23 protein-coding genes and 1 riboswitch are annotated in these 25,163 nt (G+C 72.5%); of the genes, 9 read left to right on the top strand and 14 right to left on the bottom strand.

Annotation, left to right across the window (positions count from 1 at the left end; translation table 11 throughout):
- Position 1 precedes the first annotated feature (1 nt).
- The gene (locus ACNTMW_RS04755) at positions 2 to 988 is read right to left on the bottom strand and encodes an ABC transporter permease (protein ID WP_426632099.1); all 987 of its coding nucleotides are present in this window, start codon (positions 986 to 988) and stop codon (positions 2 to 4) included.
- A gap of 200 nt (positions 989 to 1,188) precedes the next feature.
- Between ACNTMW_RS04755 and ACNTMW_RS04750 the strand changes: the two genes are divergently transcribed.
- A complete protein-coding gene (locus ACNTMW_RS04750) occupies positions 1,189 to 2,082 on the top strand; it encodes an alpha/beta fold hydrolase (RefSeq protein WP_426632098.1) in 894 nt (297 codons plus the stop codon).
- 28 nt (positions 2,083 to 2,110) lie between these two features.
- On the opposite strand, the gene ACNTMW_RS04745 is transcribed toward ACNTMW_RS04750, so the two are convergent.
- Positions 2,111 to 2,572, bottom strand: coding sequence for a PPOX class F420-dependent oxidoreductase (locus ACNTMW_RS04745; protein WP_426632097.1), 462 nt, complete (start codon positions 2,570 to 2,572; stop codon positions 2,111 to 2,113).
- 43 nt (positions 2,573 to 2,615) lie between these two features.
- The gene (locus ACNTMW_RS04740; RefSeq protein WP_426632096.1) at positions 2,616 to 3,677 is read right to left on the bottom strand and encodes a helix-turn-helix domain-containing protein; all 1,062 of its coding nucleotides are present in this window, start codon (positions 3,675 to 3,677) and stop codon (positions 2,616 to 2,618) included.
- Positions 3,678 to 3,895: 218 nt separating this feature from the next.
- Here ACNTMW_RS04740 and ACNTMW_RS04735 point away from each other — a divergent pair, with 218 nt between their 5' ends.
- On the top strand, positions 3,896 to 4,114 hold the full coding sequence (locus tag ACNTMW_RS04735) for a hypothetical protein (RefSeq protein ID WP_426632095.1): 219 nt from the start codon (positions 3,896 to 3,898) through the stop codon (positions 4,112 to 4,114).
- Positions 4,115 to 4,258: 144 nt separating this feature from the next.
- Here the strand turns inward: ACNTMW_RS04735 and ACNTMW_RS04730 are convergent, their stop codons facing one another.
- The gene (locus tag ACNTMW_RS04730) at positions 4,259 to 5,659 is read right to left on the bottom strand and encodes a xylulokinase (protein ID WP_426632151.1); all 1,401 of its coding nucleotides are present in this window, start codon (positions 5,657 to 5,659) and stop codon (positions 4,259 to 4,261) included.
- Positions 5,660 to 6,082: 423 nt separating this feature from the next.
- On the opposite strand from ACNTMW_RS04730, the gene ACNTMW_RS04725 reads away from it, so the two are divergent.
- Positions 6,083 to 11,419 (top strand): diguanylate cyclase, encoded by a 5,337-nt coding sequence (locus ACNTMW_RS04725; RefSeq protein WP_426632094.1) that lies wholly within the window; start codon positions 6,083 to 6,085, stop codon positions 11,417 to 11,419.
- Here ACNTMW_RS04725 and ACNTMW_RS04720 read toward each other — a convergent pair.
- Complete coding sequence (locus ACNTMW_RS04720; RefSeq protein ID WP_426632093.1) at positions 11,388 to 12,905, bottom strand: MFS transporter; 1,518 nt, start codon at positions 12,903 to 12,905, stop codon at positions 11,388 to 11,390. The genes ACNTMW_RS04725 and ACNTMW_RS04720 overlap by 32 nt on opposite strands.
- A 234-nt stretch (positions 12,906 to 13,139) precedes the next feature.
- Here ACNTMW_RS04720 and ACNTMW_RS04715 point away from each other — a divergent pair, with 234 nt between their 5' ends.
- Entirely contained in the window at positions 13,140 to 14,138 is a 999-nt protein-coding gene (locus tag ACNTMW_RS04715) for an aldo/keto reductase (RefSeq protein WP_426632092.1), read from the top strand.
- A 111-nt stretch (positions 14,139 to 14,249) separates the two neighbouring features.
- Here the strand turns inward: ACNTMW_RS04715 and ACNTMW_RS04710 are convergent, their stop codons facing one another.
- Positions 14,250 to 14,921, bottom strand: coding sequence for a transglycosylase family protein (locus ACNTMW_RS04710; RefSeq protein WP_426632091.1), 672 nt, complete (start codon positions 14,919 to 14,921; stop codon positions 14,250 to 14,252).
- Positions 14,920 to 15,103: riboswitch (cyclic di-AMP (ydaO/yuaA leader) on the bottom strand. Its footprint overlaps the gene before it by 2 nt.
- Before the next feature lie 436 nt (positions 15,104 to 15,539).
- Positions 15,540 to 17,045 carry a M20/M25/M40 family metallo-hydrolase gene (locus ACNTMW_RS04705; RefSeq protein WP_426632090.1) on the bottom strand — a complete coding sequence of 502 codons (1,506 nt, stop codon included), beginning with the start codon at positions 17,043 to 17,045 and terminating at the stop codon, positions 15,540 to 15,542.
- A 585-nt stretch (positions 17,046 to 17,630) separates the two neighbouring features.
- Between ACNTMW_RS04705 and ACNTMW_RS04700 the strand changes: the two genes are divergently transcribed.
- Positions 17,631 to 18,215 carry a TIGR03086 family metal-binding protein gene (locus ACNTMW_RS04700; RefSeq protein WP_426632089.1) on the top strand — a complete coding sequence of 195 codons (585 nt, stop codon included), beginning with the start codon at positions 17,631 to 17,633 and terminating at the stop codon, positions 18,213 to 18,215.
- A 146-nt stretch (positions 18,216 to 18,361) separates the two neighbouring features.
- Here ACNTMW_RS04700 and ACNTMW_RS04695 read toward each other — a convergent pair whose 3' ends face one another.
- The 4 genes from ACNTMW_RS04695 to ACNTMW_RS04680 form a co-directional block, all read right to left on the bottom strand.
- On the bottom strand, positions 18,362 to 18,748 hold the full coding sequence (locus ACNTMW_RS04695) for a TraR/DksA family transcriptional regulator (RefSeq protein WP_426632088.1): 387 nt from the start codon (positions 18,746 to 18,748) through the stop codon (positions 18,362 to 18,364).
- Positions 18,749 to 18,812: 64 nt separating this feature from the next.
- Positions 18,813 to 19,184 (bottom strand): hypothetical protein, encoded by a 372-nt coding sequence (locus tag ACNTMW_RS04690; protein WP_426632087.1) that lies wholly within the window; start codon positions 19,182 to 19,184, stop codon positions 18,813 to 18,815.
- A 184-nt stretch (positions 19,185 to 19,368) separates the two neighbouring features.
- A complete protein-coding gene (locus tag ACNTMW_RS04685; protein ID WP_426632086.1) occupies positions 19,369 to 19,509 on the bottom strand; it encodes a hypothetical protein in 141 nt (46 codons plus the stop codon).
- 34 nt (positions 19,510 to 19,543) lie between these two features.
- Positions 19,544 to 20,122: a Dps family protein gene (locus ACNTMW_RS04680; protein ID WP_426632085.1), complete on the bottom strand. Its 579-nt coding sequence runs from the start codon at positions 20,120 to 20,122 to the stop codon at positions 19,544 to 19,546.
- A gap of 83 nt (positions 20,123 to 20,205) precedes the next feature.
- On the opposite strand from ACNTMW_RS04680, the gene ACNTMW_RS04675 reads away from it, so the two are divergent.
- Genes ACNTMW_RS04675 through ACNTMW_RS04665 form a run of 3 tightly spaced genes read left to right on the top strand, consistent with a single transcriptional unit; the run spans position 20,206 to position 21,568 of the window.
- Positions 20,206 to 20,724 (top strand): ribosomal protein uS4 family protein, encoded by a 519-nt coding sequence (locus tag ACNTMW_RS04675; protein WP_426632084.1) that lies wholly within the window; start codon positions 20,206 to 20,208, stop codon positions 20,722 to 20,724.
- Complete coding sequence (locus tag ACNTMW_RS04670; RefSeq protein ID WP_426632083.1) at positions 20,702 to 21,082, top strand: hypothetical protein; 381 nt, start codon at positions 20,702 to 20,704, stop codon at positions 21,080 to 21,082. Before ACNTMW_RS04675 ends, ACNTMW_RS04670 begins: the two co-directional genes overlap by 23 nt.
- 54 nt (positions 21,083 to 21,136) lie before the next feature.
- Complete coding sequence (locus tag ACNTMW_RS04665; RefSeq protein WP_426632082.1) at positions 21,137 to 21,568, top strand: DUF2267 domain-containing protein; 432 nt, start codon at positions 21,137 to 21,139, stop codon at positions 21,566 to 21,568.
- Positions 21,569 to 21,657: 89 nt separating this feature from the next.
- Here the strand turns inward: ACNTMW_RS04665 and ACNTMW_RS04660 are convergent, their stop codons facing one another.
- Complete coding sequence (locus tag ACNTMW_RS04660; RefSeq protein WP_426632081.1) at positions 21,658 to 22,062, bottom strand: dodecin; 405 nt, start codon at positions 22,060 to 22,062, stop codon at positions 21,658 to 21,660.
- Between the two features lie 75 nt (positions 22,063 to 22,137).
- Between ACNTMW_RS04660 and ACNTMW_RS04655 the strand changes: the two genes are divergently transcribed.
- Positions 22,138 to 22,965 carry an enoyl-CoA hydratase/isomerase family protein gene (locus ACNTMW_RS04655; RefSeq protein ID WP_426632080.1) on the top strand — a complete coding sequence of 276 codons (828 nt, stop codon included), beginning with the start codon at positions 22,138 to 22,140 and terminating at the stop codon, positions 22,963 to 22,965.
- 10 nt (positions 22,966 to 22,975) lie between these two features.
- Here the strand turns inward: ACNTMW_RS04655 and ACNTMW_RS04650 are convergent, their stop codons facing one another.
- Both ACNTMW_RS04650 and ACNTMW_RS04645 read right to left on the bottom strand, forming a co-directional pair.
- Positions 22,976 to 23,815, bottom strand: a complete 840-nt coding sequence (locus ACNTMW_RS04650; RefSeq protein ID WP_426632079.1) for an isocitrate lyase/PEP mutase family protein — start codon at positions 23,813 to 23,815, stop codon at positions 22,976 to 22,978.
- Positions 23,816 to 24,072: 257 nt separating this feature from the next.
- Entirely contained in the window at positions 24,073 to 25,092 is a 1,020-nt protein-coding gene (locus ACNTMW_RS04645) for a LacI family DNA-binding transcriptional regulator (protein WP_426632078.1), read from the bottom strand.
- Between the last annotated feature and the right edge of the window lie 71 nt (positions 25,093 to 25,163).

Raw genomic sequence — 25,163 nt, 5'->3', positions numbered from 1 at the left:
CCTAGTTGGCGCGTACGCGCGGGTCGAGGGCGGCGTACGCGAGGTCGGCGAGCATCCCGGCGATCAGCACGAGGATCGCGGAGAAGAAGACGACCGCGCCGACCGAGTTGATGTCGTCCTTGCCGATCGAGTCGATGAACCACTCGCCCATGCCGTGCCAGCCGAAGATCTTCTCGGTGAAGATGGCGCCCACGAACATCAGGACGAACTGGTAGGAGAAGAAGGTCACCATCGGGATCAGCGCGGTGCGCAGGCCGTGCTTGACCAGGGCGCGGCGGCGGCGCAGTCCCTTCGCCCGCGCGGTGCGCAGGAAGTCGCTGCCGAGGACGTCGAGCATGGTCGCGCGCTGGTACCGGCTGTAGAACGCGACGAGTCCCAGAGCGAGCGACAGGGTCGGTACGACCAGGTGCTGGATCCGGTCGACGATCGCCGCCCCCGACCAGCCTCCGCCGCCGGCCTGGTACTCGCCCTGGATGAACAGGACGTCGGTGCCGAACAGGCCGTTGAACCCGATCGCGGGCTGCTTCAGTGCGACGGCGAGCACGAAGACGGGGATGGAGATGACCACAAAGGACATGAACGTGATCGTATGGTCGGACCACCGGTACTGGTTGATGGCGCTGTAGGCACCGACGGCGACCCCGACGACCGAGCCGAGGATCGTGCCGATCAGCAGCAGTCGCAGGCTGACCCAGATCCGGCGGCCGAACTCCTCGTTGACGGGGGTGTTGTCGATGGTCCGGCCGAAGTCGCCCTCGGTGACGATCCCCTTGGCCCAGCGGCCGAGCCGTTCCAGCTTCGGGTCGGCAGGGTTCATGTTCAGGTTGCTCAGGGCCTGGGTGATCGACGCCTCCGGCGGGTGCGGCTGGATATCGTCGTACTTCGCGCGCGGGTTGAGGGTGGAGGCCGCGAGCAGGTAACCGAAGCTGGTCGCGATCACGATCAGAACGAGGTAGTTCGCGAACCTGCGCAGCAGGAACCCGAGCATTGGCGACTCTCCCAGGACGGTGGATCAGGACGTCCGAGGGGCTCGTCGTCCGTGAGTGGCAGGGAACGTATCCGCGGTGTGACACCCCTGGGAAGATTCACCGGATGATCGTTACATTGACGTATCCAAACGCGTGAAAATGTCCGTGCGATCCGCCCGCGGGGTGCCGCCGGGGACCGCGCGTGGTTGACACTCGTCGGGTGACCGGTACCGAAGCGCGCACGCCGGAGGAGCGCACCGTCGACCTGGGTGAGGTGTCGCTCTTCGTGCGGCGCCACGGTGACCCGGGCGCGCCGATCCTGCTCGGCATCCACGGTGGTCCGGGCTGGGACCACTCGTACCTGCTACCCGCCCTGGACGACCTCGCCGACCTGCGCCAGGTGGTGCTCTTCGACCTGCGTGGCTGCGGTCGCAGCAGCCGGGACCTGCCCGACGAGGCGTACCAGCCGGACCTGTGCGTCGACGACGCCGCCCGGTTGGTCGAGTGGTTCGGCGTCAGCCGAGTGGACCTGCTCGGCTTCTCCTACGGCGGTCAGCTCGCGATGCTCTTCGCCGAGCGGTACCCGCGGCTGGTCGACCGGCTCGCCCTCGCCTCGACCACCGCCTACCCCGACATCGAGGGATACCTCACGGAGAACCCCGAGTACCGCCGGCGGGCGCCGGCGGTGGACGCGCTGACGGCGGGGATCTTCGTTGACGAGTCGATCGACGGCGCGGAGCGCACCCGCCGTCACGCCCTGCTCAGCGCCCCGATGTCGCTGTGGAACCTCGACCTGCTCGACGAGTGGCGCGCGGTACTGGCCGGCGTGCGGTTCTCCGGCTGCTGGAACGCTAACTGGTTGGCCGGCCGGCTGCGCTCGCCGCGCCCGGCGGACCCGGAACGGGTGCTGCGCGAGTTGGCCAGGCCGACCCTGATCCTGCACGGCGCGCAGGAGTTGGGCTTCCCGGTCCAGGTCGCGCATCGGCTGCACGCTGCCGTACCGCACAGCGAACTGGCACTCGTCGACGGCGCCGGCCACGCCGCGCACTTCGAGAAGCGGGCCGAATGGGTGGCCCGGTTACGCGCCTTCCTGACCGCGGGCCCCCGTGGGTAGGGCGGGACCGGTGGCGGGCGGTGCCGTCCTACTCCGCCGGTGGCGGAAAGCCGCCGGTCGCGACCGGTCCCCAGTCGTCGATCGTCACGCGGATCAGGCACTTTCCCTGCTTGGCCATCGCTTCCCGGTACTCCGCCCAATCGGGGTGCTCACCGGAGATCGACCGGTAGTAGTCGACCAGCGGTTCGAGCGCCTCCGGCAGGTCGAGTACCTCGGCGGTCCCGTCCACGTGTACCCACGGGCCGTTGAAGTCGTCGGACATGACGCACATCGACACATGGGGGTCGCGCCGCACGTTGACGACCTTCGCGCGCTGCGGGTACGTCGAGATCACGATCCGGCCCTCGGCGTCCACCCCGCAGGTCACCGGGGAGGACTGGGGCCGGCCGTCCCGGCGGTGCGTGATGAGCACGCCGCGGTGCCGGGAGGCGAGGAAGTCCCGCAGGCCGGCGCGGTCCACGGTGGTGTTGGTGGCGTAGGTACGGGCCATCGTCCCAGCCTAATACGGGTGCGATCACCGGCCGTGCCGGGAGTCACCCCCGCTCGACCTCCGCGAGCAGCAGTTTCAGGCTCTGCGACCGATCTTGCGCGGGCAGTCGGTCGAGTGCCGCCCGCGCGTACGCCCGACCGCCGGCGACGTCGCCGGTCTTCACCAGCATCAGTGCGCGGTGCAGTTCGACGTGGGTGGCGAAGCGCCGCAGCGTCGCCGGGCGGGTCCGGTCGGCGGCGTCCTGCTCGGCGACGGCACTCCGGTCGCCGAGCCGGCTGAGCAGCATGGACGTGAAGGTGTGGAACCGCCACCCGGGGACGGCGAAGTCCGAGACCTGCTCGTCGGAGCCCACGACGTCGAACGCCCGCCGGGCGTCGTCCAGTACGCGTAGGGCGCGGTCCCGGTCACCGCGGACCGCGGCCACGTGTGCCCGGGCGACGAGCGCATTCAGCCGGCCCAGCGAGGGCTTGTCGGTGATGGCGAGCGCCTGCTCGGCCAGTTCGTTCGCGGCGTCGAGCCGGGCGCCCTCGTACGCCAGCGCCAGCGCGGCCCGGCCCCGTACCCAGACCCGGGCGCAGGTGACCTCCGACCGGTCGGCGGCCACGGCGGCCAGTCGGTACCACGACACCGCCTCGTCGGTGTTGTCGGTCGTCTTGCCGAACGTGGTCAGCAGGCGGGCCGCGGCGGCCCACAGGGGAGGCTTCTCCAGTTGCTGCTGCAGGACGACCAGGTCGGCGGCGAGCCGCTGCTGCAACTGGGCCGCGCCGCACGTCATGTACTGCTGGCCGTAGTCCTCCACCCGGGCCAGCCAGGTGTCGACCGACCAGCCCCCGCGCAGGGCGGCCGCGAACCCCGTCCTGATCAGTTCGGTCACGGCGGCCGGCGCGACCACGGTCGCGGCCAGCCCCGTGAGTAGTCCCCTGCGGTCCACGTCATCCCCAAGCGCGCGTTCGTACGCCAACACCACGTCCGGTGTCACCGTCCGGCGACCGGCTTCGATGTTGGACAGGTGCCCCTTGCTGAAGTTCGTCCGCGCGGCCATCGCCCGCAGGCTGACCCCCGCCGCGTTTCGGGCTACCCGTAACTGTGCGCCAGTTCTGTTCATGATCCTCAGTCCGAACGGATGTTGAAGACTCTTGAAGACCGCTGAGACATTCACGATGCGCTGTGTAAGCGTGACGCTACATCCGGGGGTGGCGCGGCGCGCAGGTTCCGCACGGAAAGTCCGTCGACCGCGCCGCATCGACGGCGATTGTCCCCGGTATCCCGGGTGATCGTCCCATGTCGACGGCTGTCGCCCCCGCGTCGAGGGGATGGAGGGTCATGGACTGGAGCGACATCGAGCGCATCAAGGCCACGCACCGACCCCGGCTGTGGTGGCTCGGTATCCCGCCGGTGTTCGGCTGCCGTTGCGGCAGCCGGGAGTTCCCGTGCGGCGCCCTGAGTGCCGCGCGGGACTCGGAGCGGCGCGCGGTGCAGCCGCTCCTGGAGCGGCAGGTCACCGAGTTGATCCGCCGCCAGTACGAAGCCGTGCGCGGGTAGCGCATACGCGCTGACGGCGGTGGGCGAGTGGACGGCGGTGGGCGAGTGGACGGCGGTGGGCGAGTGGACGGCGGTGGGCGCGTGGACGGTGGTGGCGCGCGGATTGCGGTAGGCGCCGGTGGGGCGGGCGCCGGCCAGGCGGGGTCAGTCGCCGTCGGCCGCCGCGACCGCGAGCCGGTCCCGCCAGCGCCGGTACGCCCCGAGCAGGGCCGGTGCCGACCGGGGGGACAGCACCGGCCCGTAGTCGGCCGCCGGTGGCAGGGCGATGCCGACCCCCCGGGCGGCCAGGATCGCCGCGCCGGTGGCGGAGGCGCCTGGCACGGTGACCCGGCGTACCGGTACCTCCAAGGCGTCGGCGAGCAGCCGGGCGACCAGGTCGGAACGGCCCCCGCCGCCGGTGAGCCGGACCGGGTGGCCGGCCGCGTCGAGCAGGTCGACCGCCCGGCGCACGGCGAAGACCATGGCCTCGACGGCGGCGCGGACCAGCTCCGCCCGTGCGGTGGCGGCCGTCATGCCCAGCCAGCCGGCGCGGCTGCCGGCGGGTGCCACGCCGCCCCGCTCGCCGGTCAGGAACGGTAGGAACGACACCCCGCCGGCGCCGGGCGGTACCCCTTCCGCCAGGGCGAACAGGTCCGGCCAGGCGAGGTCGAACAGCCGGCGTACCCAGTCCAGCGCCAGGCCGGCGTTCTGCACCGCCGCCATGGCGTACCAGCCGGAGCCGGTGTCGGCGTAGCCGTGTACCGGCGGGTCCGCGCCGACCGGGGGCCGGTCGACCGGCCGCAGCACCTGTGCGCCGGTACCGAGGTTGACCTGGATGGCGCCGCCGGTCAGCGGGCCGGTGGCCAGCAGGGCGGCAGGCGTGTCCGCACAGCCCGCCACGACCGGCACGCCGGCCGGTCCACCGTGGACGGCGAGCCGGTCGGTCCGGGCGACCACCCGGTCACTGTCCACGACCGGCGGTACGAGCCGGTCCGGTACGGAGGCCGCCCGCAGGGCCGGGGCCGACCAGGTGTCGGCCGGCAGGTCCCACAGCAGGGTGGCCGAGGCGTCGCTGCGCTCGGTCACGGCCGGCCCGCCCAGCCGCAGCCGCAGATAGTCCTTCGGGAACAACAGGACCTCCGCGCGGGCCACGGTGGTCGGCTCGTGCTCGGCCAGCCACGCCATGACCGGGCCGGTCATGCCGGCGACGAGCGGGTTGGCCAGCCGTTCGCGTACCGCCTCGGGCAGTTCCCGCCAGCGCCCGAGCAGCGGGGTGGCGCGGCGGTCGGGCCACAGGACGGCGGGCCGGACCGCCGCACCGCCGGCGTCGCAGAGCACCGCACCGTGCATCTGGCCGGACACGCCGACCGCGCGGGGCGCCCCGGCGGCGAGCGCCGGCCCGATCTGGTCCAGGGCCGAATCGAGCGCCGCGTCCCAGACCCGGGGGTCGGTCTGCGCCCAGCCGGGCTGCGGACTGTCGATCGGGTACCCGGTCTCGGCGGTGGCCAGCGGGCGGCCGTCGGCGCCGACCAGGGCGACCTTGAGGCCGCTGGTGCCCAGGTCGATGCCGAGGTACGAGCCGGTGCCACGGGAAGTGTCGATGGTCGTCAGCCTACGTCGACACGCGCCTTCGCCGGGGCACCCGCCGCGCCCGCGCGGTCAGTGGCCCCGGGGGCAGGTCCGTGCGTGCCGTCAGTGGCCCCGGCGGCAGGTCCGTGCCGTCAGTGGCCCCGGTGCCGGGCGCGCGCCCTGGCCCGGCGTGTCGGCCGGACGGGGGAGGGCGGCCCGGCTCCGCGTCCGGTCCGGCGCGGCGTGGTTACTACACAGCGGAATCATCTGCTCGCTGACAGATACGATCACTTTCCTTCGGTCGCCGGACCGCCCGCCGATGAGAATCCCGGCGAAGACCGCGGCTGAGGGGTCGGTGGGTAGGCGCGCCGCCGTGGCAAACGGGAACAACGGCATAGGTCAGGACGGAACGGACGGCACGTGAGCAGAAACGTCGGGGTGGGGCCCGGGACCTTCCCCGAAGTGGACGTGCTCGAGGAACTCGGCCGGGGTGCCGAGACGGTCGTCTACCGGGTGCGCCGCCGCGGCGTCGAGTACGCCCTCAAGCTGCTCACCTCGTCCGACATCGACACCGAGCGGGCGCTGGCCGCGGCGCGACGCGAAGCCGCGCTACTGAGCTGCGTGGACCACCCGCTGCTGCCCGACACCTTCGAGGTCGGCCTGGCCGACACCGGCCCGTACCTGATCCTGGAGTTGATCGAGGGCGCCTCGCTGTCCCGGGCGCTGCGCGGCGGCCGGTTCGACGAGGCGCGCGCCCTACGCCTGGCCATCGACGTCGTCGGGCCGCTCGCCGCGGTCCACCGCGCCGGCCTGGTGCACCGCGACGTCAAGCCGGACAACATCATGATCACTCCGGACGGCACGGCCCGATTGATCGACTTCGGACTGGCCACCCGGAATGGCGCGCAGGACGGCGCGGTCGCCGGCACGCTCACCTACAGCGCGCCGGAACAGGCCGGCATGCTCAAGCGCCCGGTCGACGCCCGGTCCGACCTGTACGCGCTCGGCGTCGTGCTGTACGAGTGCCTCACCGGCGCGCCGCCGTTCTCGGCCGAGGACGCCGGTGAACTGATCCGGCTGCACGCCACCGCACCGGTCCCGGACCTGCGGGCCGTCCGGCCGGAGGTGTCGGCGACGTTCGCCGCGATCGTCGCGAAGCTGCTCGCCAAGGACCCCGACGACCGGTACACCACCGGGGAGAGCCTGCTGGTCGACCTGGAGCGGCTACGCGACGACCCGGGCGCGGACTTCACCGTCGGCACCGGGCCCGGCCGCCGCCTGGTGGTACGGGGCCAGGACTCGCTGATCGGGCGCGACCGCGAGATGGGTGAGCTGATCGGCCGCTGGCGCCGGGCGCGGGCCCGGCACGGCGGCGCGGCCCTGATCGAAGGGCCCCCGGGCGGCGGCAAGAGCCGGCTGGCCCAGGAGTTGGCCAAGACCGTACGCGCCGAGGGCCGGCTGGTACTGCAGGGCAAGTGCGTACCCGACGACCCGGTACCCTTGGCGCCGCTGCGCGCCGCTGTGGAGCAGCACCTGCACGGCATCGACCGGTTGCCGCCGGCCGAGCGCGACGCGGCCCTGGACCGGCTGCGCACGGCGATCGGCCCGGCGGGCGCGCTGCTCAAGGCGCTGTCGCCGATGCTCGGCGCGCTCGTGCCGGTGCCGGACCTGGACGGCAACGACCGGCACGAGCAGTTCACCAACACGGTGGCGGCGTTCCTGGTCGACCTGGCCGAGACGGCCGGCGGCGCGGTCCTGCAGATCGACGACGTTCAGTGGCTCGACGGTGCGACCCGCCGGGTGCTGCAGCAGGTGGCGGCGCGGCTGCCGGACGCACCGTTGCTGGTGCTCGCGAGCGCCCGCGACGACGCCGCCAGCGCCCCGGGGGTCGAGTCGTTCCGCGGCGACATGGCCGGCGCGCTCGACACCCACCTGCCGCTGCAACCGCTCGACGACCGGGCGATCGCCGAGCTGGTCCGTGTCCACCTGGGTGCGATGCGGGTCACCGACGAGGCCGTCGAGCAGCTCCTGGCGCGGGTCGGGGACAACCCGTTCACCGTCGTGGAGTACGTGCGCGCCGTCATCGACGCCGGCCTGATGATCCCGACCTGGGACGGCTGGCGGCTCGACCTCGCCGGGCTGGACCGGCTCGCGATCTCCGACGACGCGCTCGACCTGGTCCTGTCGCGCATCGACGGGTTGGGCCAGGAGAGTCGCCGGCTGCTCGTCACGGGTGCCGCCGCGGGTATGCGGTTCCGGACCGACCTGGTCGCCCGGGTCTGCGACGTCGACGCCGACCGGGCCCTCGACGCGCTGGTCGAGGCGGAGGCCCGCCGGCTGCTCACCGCGATCGACGGTGGGTATGCGTTCCTGCACGACCGCATCCGGGAGGCGCTGCTGGCCGACCTCAGCGCCGCCGAGCGGCGCGGGTTGCACCAGCGCATCGCCGAGGCACTGGACGCGGAGGGCTCCGACGACCCGGAACGGGTCTACGCGATGGCCCGCCACTACGCGCGGGGGGAGCCCGACCGGGCACCCGAGCGTGTCTTCCGGGCGAGCGTGGCGGCGGGCCACCTCGCGCTGGCCGACCACGCGCCGGCCGAGGCCCTGGACTTCCTGGACGTGGCCGCGGTCGTGGCCGCCGGCGCGGGTATCGCCACCGACTCCGCGTTCCACCGGGCGTTGGGCGTGGGCTGCGCCCGTACCGGCCGGTTCGTCGAGGCGCTCGTCCACCTGGAGCGGGCGCTGCACGCCGAGCCCGACCGGCTGCGCCGCGCCGACATCATCGCCCAGATCGCCTGGGTGCACGCCGGTGCCTGGGACCCCGGCCGGGCCTGGGAAACGGTCTGCCGGGGCCTGGCCGAGCTGGGCCGGCCGCTGCCGCGGAGCGGGTTCGCCCGGTTCGTGACCACGCTGATGTCGTTCCTGGCCGGACTCGCGATCGGCCTGACCAGGATCGGGTTCGGTACCGCCTCCGGTGAGCAGCGCGAACGCTACCGGCTGGAGGCGGGCTTCTACGACATGGGCGCGTACGCCTCGACGCTGAGCATGCATCTGCGCCGGCGCGCGATGGTGTCGTTCCGCTCGCTGTACGCCATCAACCGGCTCGGCCCCGGCACCGAGTACACCCGGCACATGGCCGGGTTCGGGCTGGTCGCCAACATCGCCGGTCGGCACCGCCTGGCTGAGCGGCTGTTCGACCGGTCGGCCGCCGTCGCCGCCCGGATCGGCGACCCGGCCCTGGTCGGGTACGTGGAGTGGCGACGCGGCGCGGGCGCGGTCATGGGCCAGGCCGAGGGGGGCGAGCTGCTGTGGCAGCGGATCCTCGTCGAGCACGAACGCTGGCTCGACCTCGGCGACTACCTGACGGGCATCGCCGCCATCTGTGTCCGGCTGGTCATGCAGGGGCGTACCCGCGAGGCGCGGGTCTGGTACGAGCGGGGACGGGTCCGGCTGGCGTCCGGCGGGGAGGCCGAGGGCGCGGCGTTCGGCATGGTGGCCGCCATCGTACCGGCGCAGTTCGGCCGGCCGGACGAGGCGGCGGCCGGGGCGGAGACGCTGAGCAGGTTCCTTATGAACAACCCGCACAACCTGGCCCAGCAGATCAACCTCCGGACCGTCGAGGTGTTCACCGCGGTCGAGCGGGGCGAGCTCAACGAGCCGTTCGAGGAGGCGGCGCGCCGGTTCGCGCGGCTCGGTCTGCGCCCCCGTGACATGCTCTCCGAGCAGCGGGTGGTCTACCTCGCCTTGGCGACCGGCCGGTTGGAGCGGTGCCGGGCGGCGACCGACCCGGCCGAGCGGGCTCGCCGGCTCGTCGCCGCCGAACACGCCGTCGCGGAGCTGGCCAGCGGGGCCGACAACCAGACCCTGCGAGCGTACGTGCGCGTCGCCCGTGCCGACCTCGCCGTGCTGCGGGGCCGGCCTGAGCGCGCGCTGCGCGACCTGCTGCGCGCCGAGGCGCGGATGCTGCGGCTGAACGCGCCCATGATCACGTACCAGATGGCCCGGGTCCGTGCGCGGGCCTACCGGCAGCTCGGCGAGGCGGCCCTGGCCGAGCACCACGCCCGCTCCGCCCTGCTGATCGCCACCCGGCAACAGTGGCTGTACCGGGCCCGCTGGGTGCGCGACGAGTTCGGCCTGTCCGACGCGCCGTCCTCGCTGCCCAGCATCGCGCCCGCGATGACCAGCGGCGCGGGTACCGGGGGCGCTGCTGGGGCCGGCGGTGCGCTGCACCGGCGTCGCCTGGCCGCGTTGCAGCAGGTCAGCTTCGCCGCGGCGACCGTACTCGACCCGCGCGAACTGGCCCGGGTGGCGCTCGACGAGACGGTGAAGATCCTCGGCGCCGAGCGCGCGTACCTGTTCCTGGTCGATCCCGAACGTGACCGGCTGGTGCCGCACCTGGGCCGCGACGTCGACGGCCGCGACATCGACGAGTTGACCGGGCACAGCTCCACGCTGGTCGAGCGGGTCCGCGACACCGGTGAGGCGCTCGTGGTGACCGGCAGCGAGGAGGGGGTGGCCCTCGGGTCGCGCAGCGCGCTCGTCCATGGCCTGCGCAGCATCATGATCGCCCCGTTGCAGTTCGACGGCCGCACCGTCGGCGTGGTGTACCTCGACAGCCGGGTCGCCAAGGGCATCTTCACCGCCGAGGACGTCGACATCCTGACCGCCATCACCCACCACGTGGCGGTGTCGCTGGAGACGGCCCGGGCCGCGCAGCTCGAGGTCGTCGCCCAGACGGCCCGGCGCCAGCGGGACGTGGCCGAGACGCTGCGCGCGGCGATGAGCGAGCTCAGCGCGACCCTGGACCCGGACGAGGTGATGCGGCGGCTGCTGGACGCGGTGCTCCGGCACCTGCCGGGCGACACCGCGGTGCTGCTCGCACCCGAAGGCGACCGGTACGTGCTGACCGCCGGCCGGGGCTCGGCGCGGCTGCCCGAGGCGGTCGGCGGCTCCTTCGACGGGATCGACGACGATGAACTCGCGACCCTGCGCGACCTCACCGGACCGCACGTCGGTACCCGGTCCGCGGGGTGGAACGGCCCGCTGGGCGTGCTGCTCGGCCGGCCCCGGTCGTGGCTGGCGGTCCCGGCGCCGGAGCGCGACGAGCCGCTGGGCACGGTGCTCGTCGCCTCGCGCAGTCCGGAACCGCCGGGGGACGCCCAGGTGCAACTGGTGGCCGCGCTGGTGGAGCAGGGCATGATCGCGTACGAGAACGCGCGCCTGTTCAGCCAGGTCCGGCGGATGGCCACGATCGACGGGATGACCGGGCTGTACAACCGCAACCACTTCTTCGCCGAGGCGCGCCGGGTGCTGGGGATCGCGCAGCGCCACCACCGTCCGGCAGCGGTGATCATGCTGGACGTCGACCACTTCAAGCAGATCAACGACACCTACGGCCACCCGGTCGGCGACGAGGTGATCCGCGAGGTGGCCGCCCGGCTGCGCGCGAGCACCCGCGACGGCGACGTGGTGGGTCGCTACGGCGGTGAGGAGTTCGTCCTGGTCACCCCGGAGACGGGGGCGGGCTCGATCCGGCTGGCGGAGCGGCTGCGGACGGCCATCTGCGCCGAGCCGGTGCCGACCGAGGCCGGGCCGCTCAGCGTCACGATCAGCGTCGGGGTGGCCCATGCCGGCAGTGGCGAGGAGGACCTCAGCGACCTGCTGGCCCACGCCGACGGCGCGCTGTACGCCGCCAAGCAGAACGGCCGCAACCGGGTCGAGGTCATGGCGTCCCCGGCGGCGTCGCCGGGCTAGCTCCGGCGGGATCCGCCGTCGCCGGGCCGGAATCGTCTGCCGCGCCATCGTCCGCCGCGCCGGAGCCGCCCGCCGCGCCGCGCTCCCGCAGCAGCCGGCGGACCGCGCTGATGTCGGCCGGCGAGGTACCGGCGGCGAGGTAGTACATCAGTGCGGTCGGCACGAAGAACACCTGGAAGAGGGCCAGCCCGGCGGCGTAGTTGCCCGGCGGGGGCAGCGCCGTCGACAGCGCCCGGAACACCACGCCGACGACACCGTTGCCGACCGCCCGGCCGACGCCGTTGACCAGGTTGCCCGCGCTGTACACGGTGGCCCGGTGCTCGGGCGGGTTGACGTCGGCGATCAGCGCGAACCAGTTCGGCGAGTTCGCCGAGGTCAGCGCGAGCGCGGTGAGCGCGGCCAGGAACGTCAGCGCCATCGTCGGCTCGGTGACGACGCTGCTGAGGACCGCGCGGGCGACCGCGCCACCGCTCGCGTCGGTCGGCGCGTCGATCCGCAGCTGCGCGTAGAACAGCGCGAGGTACAGCGGCACCCCGCCGATCACGCCGACGGCGGCGACCAGCGCCCGGCCGCGCGGCGTGCGCCGTTGCAGCCGGTCGCCGACGAGGCCACCGATGATCGACAGTACCCCGCCGAGCTGGAACAGCACGGCGAACAGGCTGCCGATGAGGATCGCCGTGTCCTGCGGGTACCCCAGCGCTTCGGCCTTGGCCTGCAACAGCCGCGGCAGCCACACCAGCGAGCCGAAGGTGACCTGCGCGGTCAGCCCCTGCAGGACCAGCCAGACGTTGGTCCGCCGGGCCGCGATCGCCGGCAGGTCGGCGCGGCCGATCCGGTACCCGTACCCGGCACCCGAGGAGAACGCCTGAGCCAGCTCCGGCTCGCTCTGTCCCCGCCGGACGTCGTACGTGAACAGGTAGGCGCAGGTCGCGCCGACCCCGACGCCCGCGAGCAGCCAGAACGGCCGGTGCCAGTCGCGCCCGCCGAGCGCGCCGCCCAGCAGGGTGCCGGCCAGGGTGCCGGCGCCCTGCGACAGCCCCCACAGGCTCATCACCAGGCCGCGCCGGCGCGGCGAGATCAGGTCGGTGACCACCGAGTACCCGACCGAGCCGACCGCGCCGAGCCCGACGCTCGCCAGCAGTTGGGCGGCGAGGAAGGCCGGCCAGTTCGCCGACAGGGCGGTGCCGACCAGCCCGGCGGCCCACAGGAGGGTGCCGACCATCAGCAGCCGCTTGCGGTCGGTGCGGTCGCCCCGGTACGCCCAGCCGACCCCGGCCACCGCGCTGACCAGGAAGCTGGCGGCGGTGACGGCGCCGATGGCGCTCTCCGGTACGGCCAGGTCCCGGCTGATCGGGCTCACCAGCGGCGGTACCAGGCCGATCGCGACGTTGTCCAGCGACGCGAGCACGATGAACACCACAACGCTGTACACCCGGTGCGACGCGCTGCCGGTCCACGTCCACCGGCGCCCGGTCGTGCTCGTCATACCGGCACCCAACAGCATGGCGGCCGGCGGCTCAAGGGCCGCCAGCCGTGTCGGCAGGGGTTGCGAGCCAGGTCGCACTACACCGTCGGCGCGCCACTCCGTACCTCGGATAGCTGTACCTCGGATAGCTGTCGGGTCGAACCTCCCGCGGCGGACCGCCGTACTTGACAGTGGCGGGCGTCGATCAGAAGGATGAGGGGCCAAGATCCTATAGGATTCGGCGAGGAGTTCCCGATGGACGCAGCCGCCCCGGTCCGGCTCGGCCGTACCGATCTCACGGTGACCCGCCTCGGGCTCGGCCTCGCCCCGATCGGTGGCCTCTACCGGCCGGTCGGCGACGAGCAGGCCGTCGCCACCGTCGACCGGGCGTGGGACCGTGGCCTGCGGCTGTTCGACACCGCTCCGCTGTACGGGTACGGGCTGTCCGAGCGCCGCGCCGGCCGCGCCCTCGCCCCGCGCCCGCGGGACAGCTACGTCGTGTCCACCAAGGTGGGCCGGCTGCTGGAACCGGGCGGTACGGACATCGAGGACGTCTGGCCGGAGGCCGCGGCGACCGGCGTGACGCCGCGCTTCGACTTCACCTACGAGGCGGTCCGGGCGTCCCTGGAGTCCAGCCTGGAGCGGCTGGGGCTGGACCGGGTCGACGTGCTGCACCTGCACGACCCCGACGACCACTTCGACGCCGCGCTCGGCGAGGCGTACCGCGCCCTGGCCGACCTGCGCGCGTGCGGGGTCATCGGCGCGGTCGGCGCCGGCATGAACCAGGCGGCGATGCTGACCCGGTTCGCCCGGGAGGCGGCCCGCCCCGGGTTCGACTGCTTCCTGCTGGCCGGCCGGTACACCCTGCTCGACCAGTCCGGCCTGGACGGACTGCTGCCGCTGTGCGCGCAGCGGGGGATCGCGGTCCTCGCCGGTGGGGTCTACAACTCGGGCCTGCTGGTCGACCCGTCGCCCACCTCGCACTTCGACTACGCGCCGCCGCCCGCCCCGGTCCTGGCGAAGGCGCTCGCCATCAGGCGCGTCTGCGACCGGTACGGGGTGCCGTTGCCGGCCGCGGCGATCCAGTTCCCGCTCGGGCACCCCGCCGTCACCAGCGTCGTCATCGGGGCGCGGTCGCCGGAGGAGGTCGACGAGAACGCCGACCTGTTCGCGTACCCGATCCCGCCGGCGCTCTGGGCCGACCTGCGGGCCGAGGGACTGCTGCCCGCGCACGTACCGGTACCGACCGGATGACGCCGGGGCGTCCACTCCCCGGCGGGAGTGGACGCCCCGGTTTCCGTTATGTCGTCGAGCCTCGTCGTTGAGGCTCACCGTCAGCGCGCGAGCCGCCGGCCCCGGCGGGTGTCAGAGCTGGAGCTGCTGACCCGGCAGGATCAGGTTCGGGTTGCCGCCCACCACCTGGCGGTTGAGCGCGTACAGCGCTTCCCAGCCGCCGTTGACGCCCTGGCGCTCGGCGATGGTCGACAGCGTGTCACCGGGCTGCACCTGGTAGGTACGGCCGGTGGCCTGCACCGGCGTTGCCGGCTGAGCGGCCTGGGCCGGCGCCTGCTGCTGCGACTCCCCGCTCGACTCGGACTTCCCGCCGGACTGGCTCTTCGTGGTGGCCTTCTTCGGCGTGTAGCTCTGCGTCGAGCCCCCACGGGAGCCGCAGACCGGCCAGGCGCCCATGCCCTGACCTGCCCGGACCTTCTCCGCGACGGCGATCTGCTGCTCACGGGTAGCCTGGTCGGCGCGGGCGGCGTACTGCTTGCCGCCGTAGCCGGCCCACGTGCTCTGCGTGAACTGCAGACCACCGTAGAACCCGTTGCCGGTGTTGATGCTCCAGTTGCCGCCCGACTCGCACTGGGCGACCGCGTCCCAGTTGACGCTCGAGGCGGCGCTGGCGGCCTGAGCCGGACCCAGCAGGGATGCCGCACCGGCGGCGCCCGCGGTGACGGCGCCGAGCGCGAGGCGCCCGGAGAGCCGACGCGTGGCCGACCGACGGTAGTGGCGTGCCTGGTACCGGTTGTGTGCCATGTAAAAACCTCCACGCCTACGAGGTGAGCTGTCGGGTTCGGGCCGAGGAGCCCGGCCGCGCTGCGGCTTCACCCCGAGGTACGCAACGAGCGTGGTGCGTACCGGGAAACGTGTGGTTCCCCCGCTCCTGCCTGGTTGACGGGTTCCCGGCGGCCGGTGGCAGGACTCGGCGTTACCGACCGTGGGGCCCGCGGTCGCGGACATAGCCGACGGTAATCACGGGCTGAGCGGGCCGACAAAGTTTTCGCTCGAATTGGTGATTTTCTTCATTCTCCGGCATGCACATGGTGAAAGTTCTATACGCAGAGTGATCGAATCGGGTACTGGTGAATGATCGCGGAGTATCAGCCCGTTCACTTCCGACGGCCCACTCCCACCACCCGTGCCCCTCCCATGATCATGAAGGCTTCGTGGCCATGGCCACGCAACTCTTCACGATCACGGGAGGGCGCGCGGTAACGGCGCGGCGGGTAGTGGCGCGGCGGCGCAGCGGCGGCGCCGGAGGTGCGTCAGTTCCACGTACCGGCGGCCGCTCGCGGTTGTCGCGCCGCCTGAGCTGGGTGACTGGGCGGCTGGGTGACTGGGCAACTGGCCGGCCGGGCAGCCGGCCGGCCGACCTCAGCTTGCCGGTGTCGGAGCGGCGACCGGGCTGCGGTGCCCGTCGCGGTCGACGGCCCGCACGCCGAACAGCACGTTGTCCTTAGACAGGTCGATCGTGGCGGTGGTGACGTCGCCGACCGCTATGACATGCGTCCACTCCGGTGCCGTCGTCTCGCGCCAGAGCACCTCGTACCCGGCCAGATCGGGTTCGGTACCGCGTTGCCACCGCAGCGTGGTGTCGTTGGTCAGTCCGGAGGTGTCGATCTGCACGCTTTGCGGGGTGCCGGGCGCCTGCGCCAGCGACCACAGCGCGGCGGCGTTCACCTTCGCCACCCGGGTGATGTACCCGAAGTCGCAGAACTCCGGTAGGTCGCCGTAGACCACGCCGTTCTCCACCCGCGTGTCCTGGTGCTCGTGCGCGAAGTTCTCCCGCGGCTCGGTGAAGCGGGCCGCCGGGTAGCCCTGCTGCAGGAACGAGAGGTGGTCGCTGCCGCGCAGGTACCGGTCGCGCCGCCAGATCACGCGTACCGTCATGCCGGTCTGCTCGTTGCTGGCCACGTCCCGGACGAACCGGCCGAGCTGTCGGGAGGGGCCGTCGTTCTCGCCGCCGACGGCCTGGCGGATCGCCGTCTGGGCGGCGGTCTCCGACGTCGGCACGCCCTCGACGAACAGCCGGACGGTACGCGGGTCGGGAGGGGTGCCGTCGTGCGCGTCGCCGGTGCCGACAATGTCGTTGCTGAACATCCCGCGTACCTCGACGCCGGCCTCCTTGAGCTGCTTGGCCAGGTAGGCCGACCCGTACAGCCCCTGCTCCTCGCCGGCCACCGCGACGAACATGATCGTCGCCTCGGTCCGGCGGGTCGCCATCACCCGCGCCAGCTCCATCACGACGGCCACCCCGGACGCGTCGTCGTCGGCGCCCGGCGCGTCGCTGGTGGCGTTCATGACGTCGGTGACGCGCGAGTCGTAGTGGCCGGACACCACGTACACCCGGTTGGGCGCGGTGTCGCCGCGTAGCGTCGCGATGACGTTGGTGATACGGGTGGGTGCGGGGATCCGGGGCGAGACCTCCTGGACGAACGACTGGAGTTCGACCGTCATCCGGCCGCCGGACGCCGCCGCGTACTCGCGCATCTGGGCGTGGATCCAGTCCCGGGCGGCGCCGATGCCGCGTGCCGGGTCGTCCTGGGAGGACAGGGTGTGACGGGTACCGAACGCGACGAGCCGGCGTACGGTGGCCTCGATGCGGCGCTGGTCGAGTTCCCCGAGCAGCGCCCGTAGCTGCCGGTCCGGCGGTTGCGGGGTGACCGGTCGCCCGGGACCGGTGACGGCCGGGGCCGGCGCGGAGGCGCCGGTGAGCGCCGGGCCACCGGTCGGCGCAGGTTCACCGAGCAGCGGCGCCGCCACCGCGGCCGACCCGCCGACCAGTGGCGCGGCCACCGCCGCGGTCCCGGCGGACGCCGCCAGGAACGCCCGTCGTGAGGGCGTGGCCCGTCGGTTACTTTCAAATTCAAGATTTTCCATACGGCGCATCGTCGTCCGGCACCGCGCGCCATGTCCATGCCTGTGACCGCGGCGGCCGGCACCGCACCGCCCGGCTCGGTGCGGGCGTCCACGTCGGAGACGGCCGCACGCTCTGCCGACGGCGGCGGAGAGGGGAGCAGATCGCCGGCTGCACATCTGCGCAATCGATCCGTGGGCCGAGAATGGGACGTGACCGGTCGATGCGCGTAGAGTCGGGTACGTCTTGTGGCCGGCGTTCCAGATGCTGGCCGGGTGACATCCGCCTCCACGTTTGCACCTGTGACGCGTGTACCTGTGACGTTCACACCTATGACGTTCGCGCCTCCGACATACGCACCGCTGCGGGCCGCGTGCCCGCGAGACCGCGCCTCTCCGTCTCGGCGATGAGCCGGCCGCCCGTCGTGGCTCCTTGTCGAGACCCGGTACGGCGTCGGCTGCGCCTGTCGGGGTCTGATCGGGTGACCCAGCCTGATCGGGTGGCACAGCCTGATCGGGTGACCCAGCCTGACTGGGCGATCCAGCCGGCCGGGTGGTTCATCTGGTCCGGTGTCCAGGTGATCCACCGTCTCTCCCAGGGGGTTCGGCATGGACCTTGTCGATGTGTACCGACACAGCCTCACGGAGTTCATCGACCGGGTGCACCAGGTGCGCCCGGAGCAGTGGCCGGACCCCACCCCATGTCCAGGGTGGGACGTCCGCGCCATCGTCAACCACCTGGTCAGCGAGGACCGCTGGACCGTCGAACTGTTGGCCGGTGCCACGATCGCCCAGGTCGGTGACCGTTTCGATGGTGACCTGCTCGGTGCGGATCCGCTGGGTACCCTGACCGAGGCTGCCAAGCAGGCGCAGGCGGCGGTCACCGCGCCCGGTGCGCTGGACCGCACCGTCCACCTCTCGTTCGGGGAGACGCCGGCGGAGGAGTACGTCCGGCAGTTGCTCGCCGACCACCTCATCCACTCCTGGGACATCGCCGCCGCGACCGGCATGGACCGCCGGCTCGACCCGGCGCTGGTCCGGATCTGCGCCGAGTGGTTCACCGAGCGGGCGGAGACGTACCGGGGTGCCGGCGTGGTCGGCCCACCGGTCGACCTGCCGGAGCCGGTCGGGGAGCAGGATGCGTTGCTCGCCGCGTTCGGCCGTGACCCGGCCTGGTCGATGATCCCGATCTGACCGTACGCGGCCGGGCGGAACGCACCAACGGCCGCCCGGGCGCTGATGCCCTGGCGGCCGTTCGTGGTCGGCGCGGCGTGGCCGGCTCATCAGTGCCGGCCCTGCCGCTCCTACCGGCCCTGCCGCTCCTACCGGCCCTGCCGCTCCTACCGGCGGTGCTCGGCTCGCCGCTGGCAGTCCATGCACAGCGGTGCCTGCGGGATGGCAAGCAGCCGGTCGACCGGGATCGGCGCGTGGCATTCGGTGCAGTCGCCGTACTGTCCGGTGGCGATCCTCGCCAGCGCGGCGTCAATGTCGTCGAGGGCCTGCCGGGCAGCCGCTTCGACGGCCGCGGTCACCTCGACCCGGGCGTTGTCGGCGCTTGCGTCGAGGGTGTCGATGTGCTGGCCGGGCGTCGCCTCGTACTGCGAGGTGAGCTGGTTGAGCTGGTCGAGCCGGAACCGCCGGTGCTCCTCGAGCATCTCGCGCAGCCGGGGCAGGTGGTCGACGACGTCGGCGTACCGACGGGGTTTGGGCATGGTGATGCTGGACATGACCGCCTCCATGATGGACGGAAAGTATGTGGGAACTGCCCGCCATCAGGGCGGGCGTGCTGGTCTACCGGACGCGGATACGCGCGGTGCGCTGCTCCGACGTGGGCGAGGGCGGTGCCCGCCCACGGCGTGGCGGCCGCGCTGTCACGGGTGCGGCCGCGGCGCGCCGCCGCAGGGCCGTACCGACCGGTACCAGTCCGAGGAGAATGAGGGCGGTCACCGGCAGCCCGAGCGGCACCTGCCTGGTGGGCTGTGGCGTCGGGGCCGCCATGGGGGCGCGCATGTGCGCGGCGACCGTCGTCGTGATGACGGCGTGTGCCTGGCGGATCCCGCGAAGCGAGGAGGGCAGCGGCGCATGCTGCGTGACCCAGAGGGCCGCGGCCGCGGTCATCGCCGCGGCGAGGACACCCACCGATGCGAGCCGCCGTCCAGCCATGAACATCATGATGGGGTGGCTGGCTGAGAGCTGGCTGTGGGCGTAGCTGTGAAATTGCTGAACGTCCGGGTGCCGTACGGTTTCCATGGATACGGATCCGGCGGGCCGCCGCTGCGACGGCCATGGTCCGGGCGGAGCGGTGCCGGTCCGGTGGAGCGGCGGTGTTCAGGCGGGGCGACGGTGCTCAGGCGCGGCGGGCCACCGGATCCCCGTACTCGTTCGGCAGTTGGTTGGTGGCGTTGAAGAACTCGGCGGTCTCCCGGTCGGCGTTGATGGCCTGTTCGACCAGGGATTCGACCAGGGAGAGGAAGTCGCCGTAGTCCACTGTGTTGCGATCCCCTCGGCTGAGATCCTCTCGGCTATGGGGCGTCGGCGTGGACCAGGGGTGTGTCGACCAGGTGTTCGGCGAGGAACCACGCCTGTAGCTCGCCGGTCCGGATGACGCCCGATACCAGTAGGTCGTTGGTTCCGTCGTCGCCGAGTTCGGCGACCCGGGCGGCGGCGTCGTGCGACTCCTTCAGGATGATCTCGTGCGCTTCCAGCAGGCGCGACAGCATCGCCGGTACCTCCTCGGCGCCGTCCGGTGCCCGCGGCACACCGGTGACCTCGGCCGCCAGGCGCGGGTCGCCGATGGCGATACCGCCCAGCGTCTGTACCCGTTCCGCCAGGGCGTCGACGAGCGCCAACTGGTCGCTGGCGTGCTTGTCCAGCAGCAGGTGCAGCTGGTAGAACGTGACACCCCGAACCAGCCAGTGATGTTTCTTGTACAGCGCATAGAGCATCTGGGTGTCGGCCAAGATCCGGTTCAGCCACTCGCAGGAGTACTTGCGGGTCTCGTTGGGCAACGCGACCGGGAACTGCCGCACGGTACCGAACGCTTGGATCTCCCGGCCGTACTCGTGCAGCCAGGGTTGGTTCCGGATCTCGGTGGCGGTCATGCGCGGTTGACTGCCCCGATCGGGGTGCTCGTAACCTGCGTCGGTGCGGGTGAAACCGCGGGTGGGACGGGCGGCCGACAGCGATGGCAAGTCGACCAAAAGTGTGTATATCGGGCATTCGGCATTCTGTTCGCCCCAGGTCGATCCGATCCGTCGAACGCCGCCCGTACCCGCCCGGAGCGCACGGGCGGCACGACGCAACCCCCGCCCGCCGCTTGCGGCTGGTGGCGAAGCAGCGGCTGCGCCACCAGTACGACGTCCGCGAGCGCCAGTTGCGGGTTCGCCCGTACCGTCCACCGGGCCGCCAGACGGTCAGCCATGGTCACATCACCGTCGACGGCACACGGTCGACAGGCCCTCGTACCTTGATCGTCTTGACCGGCCAAGCCGTCGAGGTACGGCAGGCCAGCCGCTGGATCTCACTGTGCCGCCGAGGGTCTTGCGGGGCGGGGTCTCCACCGGCTCCTCTGACCGCGGCTCCTCTGATCGCCCCTGCTGCCCGAGCCGCGGTGGCTGACCCTGCGCCGCGCCCCCCCCCGATCGTGGCTGCCCTGATCGTGACCGTGGTTCGTGTCGCGCATGAAACACCTGGCCGCGGGTAGTGCGCCGCCGTGCGCACTCTGGCAGCGGACGCGCGCTTTCGGGCAACCGGGGCGGACACGTCAGCCGGTACGTCACCCCGACGATCGGGATGCCTGGGGCGGACACCGCCCGTCAGCCCGGCAGGAGAACGAGTTCATCGAGCGGCACGGATTCGGCGAGTACCGGAGGTGGTTTCCCGGGGCGGACGACGAGGAGCCCGAGGACAGCAAGGACCGGTACACGTTCCCGTACGGCGACTTCGAGCGAGTCCACCGGTGCGGGGTGTTCGCCGCGGAGTCCCGGGCCGGTCAGTACAAGTACACCGACATCGAGGTGGCGGCGGCCCATCTGCGCGGGATGCCGGACGCCCCCCGGTAGGTCGCCACCGTCGGTAACACCAGCACGGAAGGCAACACAGAAGGGACGAGCGAGATGGCCGGCACTACCGGGTACCACGCGTTCGACACCACGGTCGACAAGACCAACCGGCTCCTCAAGGAAATCGAGCAGGAGTACGGATGGCCGAAGGAGCGCCGTAACCAGTCGTACGCGGCGCTGCGTGGGGTCATGCACGCGCTGCGGGACCGGCTGACCGTCGAGGAGTCGGCGCAGCTGTCGGCGCAGCTACCCATGTTGGTTCGGGGCCTGTACTACGAGGGCTGGAATCCCAGCGACGTACCCGTCAAGCTCAGCCGGGACGAGTTCCTCGAACGGGTCCGGCGGGAGTTCCCGTACGAGGTCCGCGGGGGGACGCAGGAGCTGGTCGCGACGGTGCTCCGCGCGCTCAAGCTGTACGGCACCGAGGGCGAGTGGAAGGACGTCCGCGCCAGCATGCCGAAGGAGCTCTCCACGGTCGTACCCTGACCCGAGGCCGAACCTGATACCACCGAACCTGATACCAGCCGCGAACCCGGCCCGCGGCCGGCCCGTCGGTGCCGTTCCGGCGACTCCCGCTAAGGCGGCGACTGCCGCGCCTCGTGCGGGTCCTCGAGCCGGAAGCCGACCTTCATGGTGACCTGGACATGGCCGATCCGACCGTCGTCGAGGTGGCCACGGATTCCCACGACTTCGAACCAGTCCAGGTGCCGCAGCGTCTGCGCGGCGCGTGCCAGCCCGTTGCGGATCGCGGCATCCACGCCTTCGGGCGCGGTACCGACGATCTCGGTGACCCGGTAGGTGTGGCTCATGCCTACACGGTACCGATGGTGTGACCGGCGCGCCGGCAGTGTCGGGTCGAGCGCGACGTCCGGCGGCAGCCGGTCGGCCAGTACCAGGATGTCGGTCTCCACCATCGGACGCAGCACCAGGTCAGGCGTGGTGAATCGAAGATCGGCCAGTGGCCGGTACGGGTTCGTCACCCGAGCAGGATCCGGCCACGACGGCGGGGCGGGCCGCGGTATTTCGTACGCCGCGGTATTTCGTACGCTGTCGCGATGATCAGTACCTCCTTCAGCGACGGCCGGAGCGCGGTCGAGCCGGCCGTCGACGGGTTCCGGGTGGCCGTCGGCGACGACGGTGTGGCCGTGCTGCTGATCGACCGCCCGGCCAAGCGCAACGCGCTCACCCTCGCCATGTGGCGGGCACTGCCGGCGCTACTCGCCGGACTGGCCGACGATCCGCGGGTACGGGTACTGCTGCTCTCCGGCGTCGGCGACACCTTCTCGGCGGGGGCCGACATCGCCGAGCTGTCGGAGGTGTACGGCGACCCGGACCGGGCGGACGCGTACCACGCGACCAACGTCGCGGCCGAGGAGGCCCTCGCCGCGTTCCCCCGGCCGACGATCGCCGCGATCTCGGGATCGTGCGTGGGCGGCGGATGCCAGCTTGCGGTCGCCTGCGACCTCCGACTCGCCGGCTCCGGCGCCCGCCTCGGGATCACACCGGCGAAGCTCGGAGTGGTCTATCCGGCCGTTCCGACCACCCGGCTGGTGCGGCTGCTCGGGCCGGCCCGGGCCAAGTACCTGCTGTTCTCGGCCGACCTGGTGACCGCGGCGCAGGCTGCGGAGTTCGGGCTGGTCGACGAGGTGGTACCGGACGGGCAGTTGGAGGACCGGGCGCTGGCGTTCGCGCGGACCATCGCCGGGCGCTCGCCGCAGACCCTCGGCGCGGTCAAGGCCGTCGTGGACGCGGTGGTGGCCGGTGGCGATCCGCAGGCCGCGATCGCGCCGTGGGAGCGCCGGTCCCGGTACGCGCCCGATGTACCAGAGGGCCTGGCCGCGTTCGTGCAGCGCCGGCCGCCGGTGTTCCCCCCTCTCGGCTGACCGGTGCCCCTCACCTGACCGACGCCTGCGGCTGGGTCTCGGCCTGCGGCTGGACCAGTGCCTGCACCTCGGCGTAGCCGGGCGTGTGCGGGTCGTCCCATGCTTCGCCGTGACGGATCGCGGCAGCGGCCCGGACGGCCGCGCCGAGCGCCGCCCGGAACAGCAGGGAACCGGTGCTCACCCGGGCCACGCCGACCCCGGCAAGGTCGGCCAGGGTGTGCCGGCCGGGCACGTAGAGCACGTTGAGCGGGGCGCCGATCTCCCCGGCCAGGAACCTGATCGTGCCGAGGTCCATCGCTCCGGGAACGAAGACGCCGTCGGCGCCGGCCTCGACGTAGGTCGCCGCCCGGCGGACCGTCTCGTTGATCGCCGGCGCGTCGGCGCTGCCGGCGAGCCAGAACGTGTCGGTCCGGGCGTTGACGAACAGATCCGGTACCCGCGCCTTGACCGCGGCGATCTTCTCGGCGTGCCGGGTCGGATCGGTGAGGGTACCGTCGGGCCGGCCGTCCTCGAGGTTGACGCCGACGGCACCGCACCGGACGAGTTCGGCGGCGAGGTCCGCCACGGCCTGCGGGTCGTCGCTGAAGCCCGCCTCCACGTCCACCGTGAGCAGGCTTGGCAGGCGACCGAGGTGGCGGGCGAGCGCCAGGGTCTCATCGCGGGTGGCGGCGGTCGCGTCGGCCTTGCCGGCTGCCGCCGCCACACCCAGGCTGGTGGTCCCGATGGCGGGGTGCCCCTCGCGGACCAGAGCGGCGGCGGAGGCGTAGTCCCACGCGTTCGGCAGCAGCAGCGGCCGGTCGGCGTGGTGGAGTTGCCGGAATGCGGCGAAGCGGTCGGTGGGCTGGCTCACGTGAGGTCGACCTCCATGCTCGTCAGGATCCGCAGCGTTGTCGGGATCCGCGGGTGCTCCGAAGACTCGTGGTCCACCACCGTGTCCCGGGGGCGGCGGCAGCGGCCGCGCGGCGCGTCGAGAACGCCGGCCCAGGGCTCGCCCCGGGCCGGTCACCGGGCAGGCCGGCGTCCGTGACCGAGGGTGGGAACGTGTTCGGTACCCCGACGGTCCGGTGGCGGGCGAACCGTTCCCGGCCGGCGTGGGGCGTCGAGCGGTCAGGTCGACTCGCGAACGACCAGTTCGGTCGGCAGCACCGTGGCTGGCTCGATCGTCTCCCCGGCGGCGAGCCGGAGCAACTGGCGCGCCATCGTTCGCCCGAGGTCGATGATGGGCTGGCGGATGGTGGTCAGCGGCGGTTCGGTGTACCGGGCGATCTCGTTGTCGTCGAAGCCGATCACCGCGACGTCGTCCGGTACCCGGCGGCCGGCCTGGCGCAGTGCCCGCAGGGCGCCCTCGGCCATCAGGTCGGACGCGACGAACACCGCGTCGAGGGCCGGGTCGTCGGCGAGAAGCTGGCGCATCGCCGTGATGCCCGACTGCCGGGTGAAGTCACCGATGGCGATGATCGAGCGACGGTCGGAGTCGCGCAGTTCGGCCCGGTACCCGTTCAGCCGGTCTACCCCGCCCACCATGTCCTGCGGGCCGGCGATGGTGGCGATGCGGCGCCGGCCGGAGTCGAGGAGGTGGCGCACGGCCAGCCGGGCACCTTCCTCGTTCGCGACATCCACGTAGGGCACCGTGGTCGGGCCCAGGGGTCGGCCGTTGACGACCACGGGGATGCCCTTGCGGGTAAGGGTGCCCGGCAGGGGATCGGCGCCGTGCATGGAGGCGACCATGACGCCGTCGACGTGGCCGCCGACCGCGTACTGCTCGACCCGGTCGTGACTGGGGCCGGAGTTGACCATCATCAGCACCAGTTGCTTGCCGGCCTCGTCGAGCACCTGGCTGGCGCCCTGGACGATGGTGGGGAAGAACGGGTCGTCGGAGAACACCCGGCCGGCGGACTCGGTGAGGACCAGCGCGATCGAGTCGGTGCGCTGGGTGACCAGGCTGCGGGCGGCCTGGTTCGGCACGTACCCGAGGTCGGAGACGGCGCGCAGGACCGCTTCACGGATGTGCGGCGCGACCGTGGGGGAGCCGTTGACGACCCGGGACGCCGTCGCCCGTGACACGCCGGCCCGGCTGGCGACGCTCTCCAGGGTCGGCCGTTCGCGACCGGGCGCCCCAAGGCTCATGCTGTCCTCCCCGTTCGTGCGGACCGGTGTCCGCTGGTACCCCCTCCATCGTGCCGTGTCGGACCGGCGAT

The sequence above is a fragment of the Planosporangium spinosum genome, from assembly GCF_049999945.1.
GTDB classification, from domain to species: domain Bacteria; phylum Actinomycetota; class Actinomycetes; order Mycobacteriales; family Micromonosporaceae; genus Planosporangium; species Planosporangium spinosum.
Note: the sequence above shows the minus strand (reverse complement) of the source record. Positions and strands in the feature narration are given on the sequence as shown.

What these genes read in the sequence shown, in the direction of transcription:
- ACNTMW_RS04735 (WP_426632095.1), top strand. Translation starts at nt 3,896, where the DNA reads ATGGACTGGAGCGACATCGAGCGCATCAAGGCCACGCACCGACCCCGG.
- ACNTMW_RS04755 (WP_426632099.1), bottom strand. Translation starts at nt 988, where the DNA reads ATGCTCGGGTTCCTGCTGCGCAGGTTCGCGAACTACCTCGTTCTGATC.
- ACNTMW_RS04675 (WP_426632084.1), top strand. Translation starts at nt 20,206, where the DNA reads ATGGCAAGTCGACCAAAAGTGTGTATATCGGGCATTCGGCATTCTGTT.
- ACNTMW_RS04690 (WP_426632087.1), bottom strand. Translation starts at nt 19,184, where the DNA reads ATGGCTGGACGGCGGCTCGCATCGGTGGGTGTCCTCGCCGCGGCGATG.
- ACNTMW_RS04705 (WP_426632090.1), bottom strand. Translation starts at nt 17,045, where the DNA reads ATGGAAAATCTTGAATTTGAAAGTAACCGACGGGCCACGCCCTCACGA.
- ACNTMW_RS04740 (WP_426632096.1), bottom strand. Translation starts at nt 3,677, where the DNA reads ATGAACAGAACTGGCGCACAGTTACGGGTAGCCCGAAACGCGGCGGGG.
- ACNTMW_RS04655 (WP_426632080.1), top strand. Translation starts at nt 22,138, where the DNA reads ATGATCAGTACCTCCTTCAGCGACGGCCGGAGCGCGGTCGAGCCGGCC.
- ACNTMW_RS04670 (WP_426632083.1), top strand. Translation starts at nt 20,702, where the DNA reads ATGAAACACCTGGCCGCGGGTAGTGCGCCGCCGTGCGCACTCTGGCAG.
- ACNTMW_RS04710 (WP_426632091.1), bottom strand. Translation starts at nt 14,921, where the DNA reads ATGGCACACAACCGGTACCAGGCACGCCACTACCGTCGGTCGGCCACG.
- ACNTMW_RS04745 (WP_426632097.1), bottom strand. Translation starts at nt 2,572, where the DNA reads ATGGCCCGTACCTACGCCACCAACACCACCGTGGACCGCGCCGGCCTG.
- ACNTMW_RS04695 (WP_426632088.1), bottom strand. Translation starts at nt 18,748, where the DNA reads ATGTCCAGCATCACCATGCCCAAACCCCGTCGGTACGCCGACGTCGTC.
- ACNTMW_RS04700 (WP_426632089.1), top strand. Translation starts at nt 17,631, where the DNA reads ATGGACCTTGTCGATGTGTACCGACACAGCCTCACGGAGTTCATCGAC.
- ACNTMW_RS04715 (WP_426632092.1), top strand. Translation starts at nt 13,140, where the DNA reads ATGGACGCAGCCGCCCCGGTCCGGCTCGGCCGTACCGATCTCACGGTG.
- ACNTMW_RS04665 (WP_426632082.1), top strand. Translation starts at nt 21,137, where the DNA reads ATGGCCGGCACTACCGGGTACCACGCGTTCGACACCACGGTCGACAAG.
- ACNTMW_RS04680 (WP_426632085.1), bottom strand. Translation starts at nt 20,122, where the DNA reads ATGACCGCCACCGAGATCCGGAACCAACCCTGGCTGCACGAGTACGGC.
- ACNTMW_RS04720 (WP_426632093.1), bottom strand. Translation starts at nt 12,905, where the DNA reads ATGACGAGCACGACCGGGCGCCGGTGGACGTGGACCGGCAGCGCGTCG.
- ACNTMW_RS04645 (WP_426632078.1), bottom strand. Translation starts at nt 25,092, where the DNA reads ATGAGCCTTGGGGCGCCCGGTCGCGAACGGCCGACCCTGGAGAGCGTC.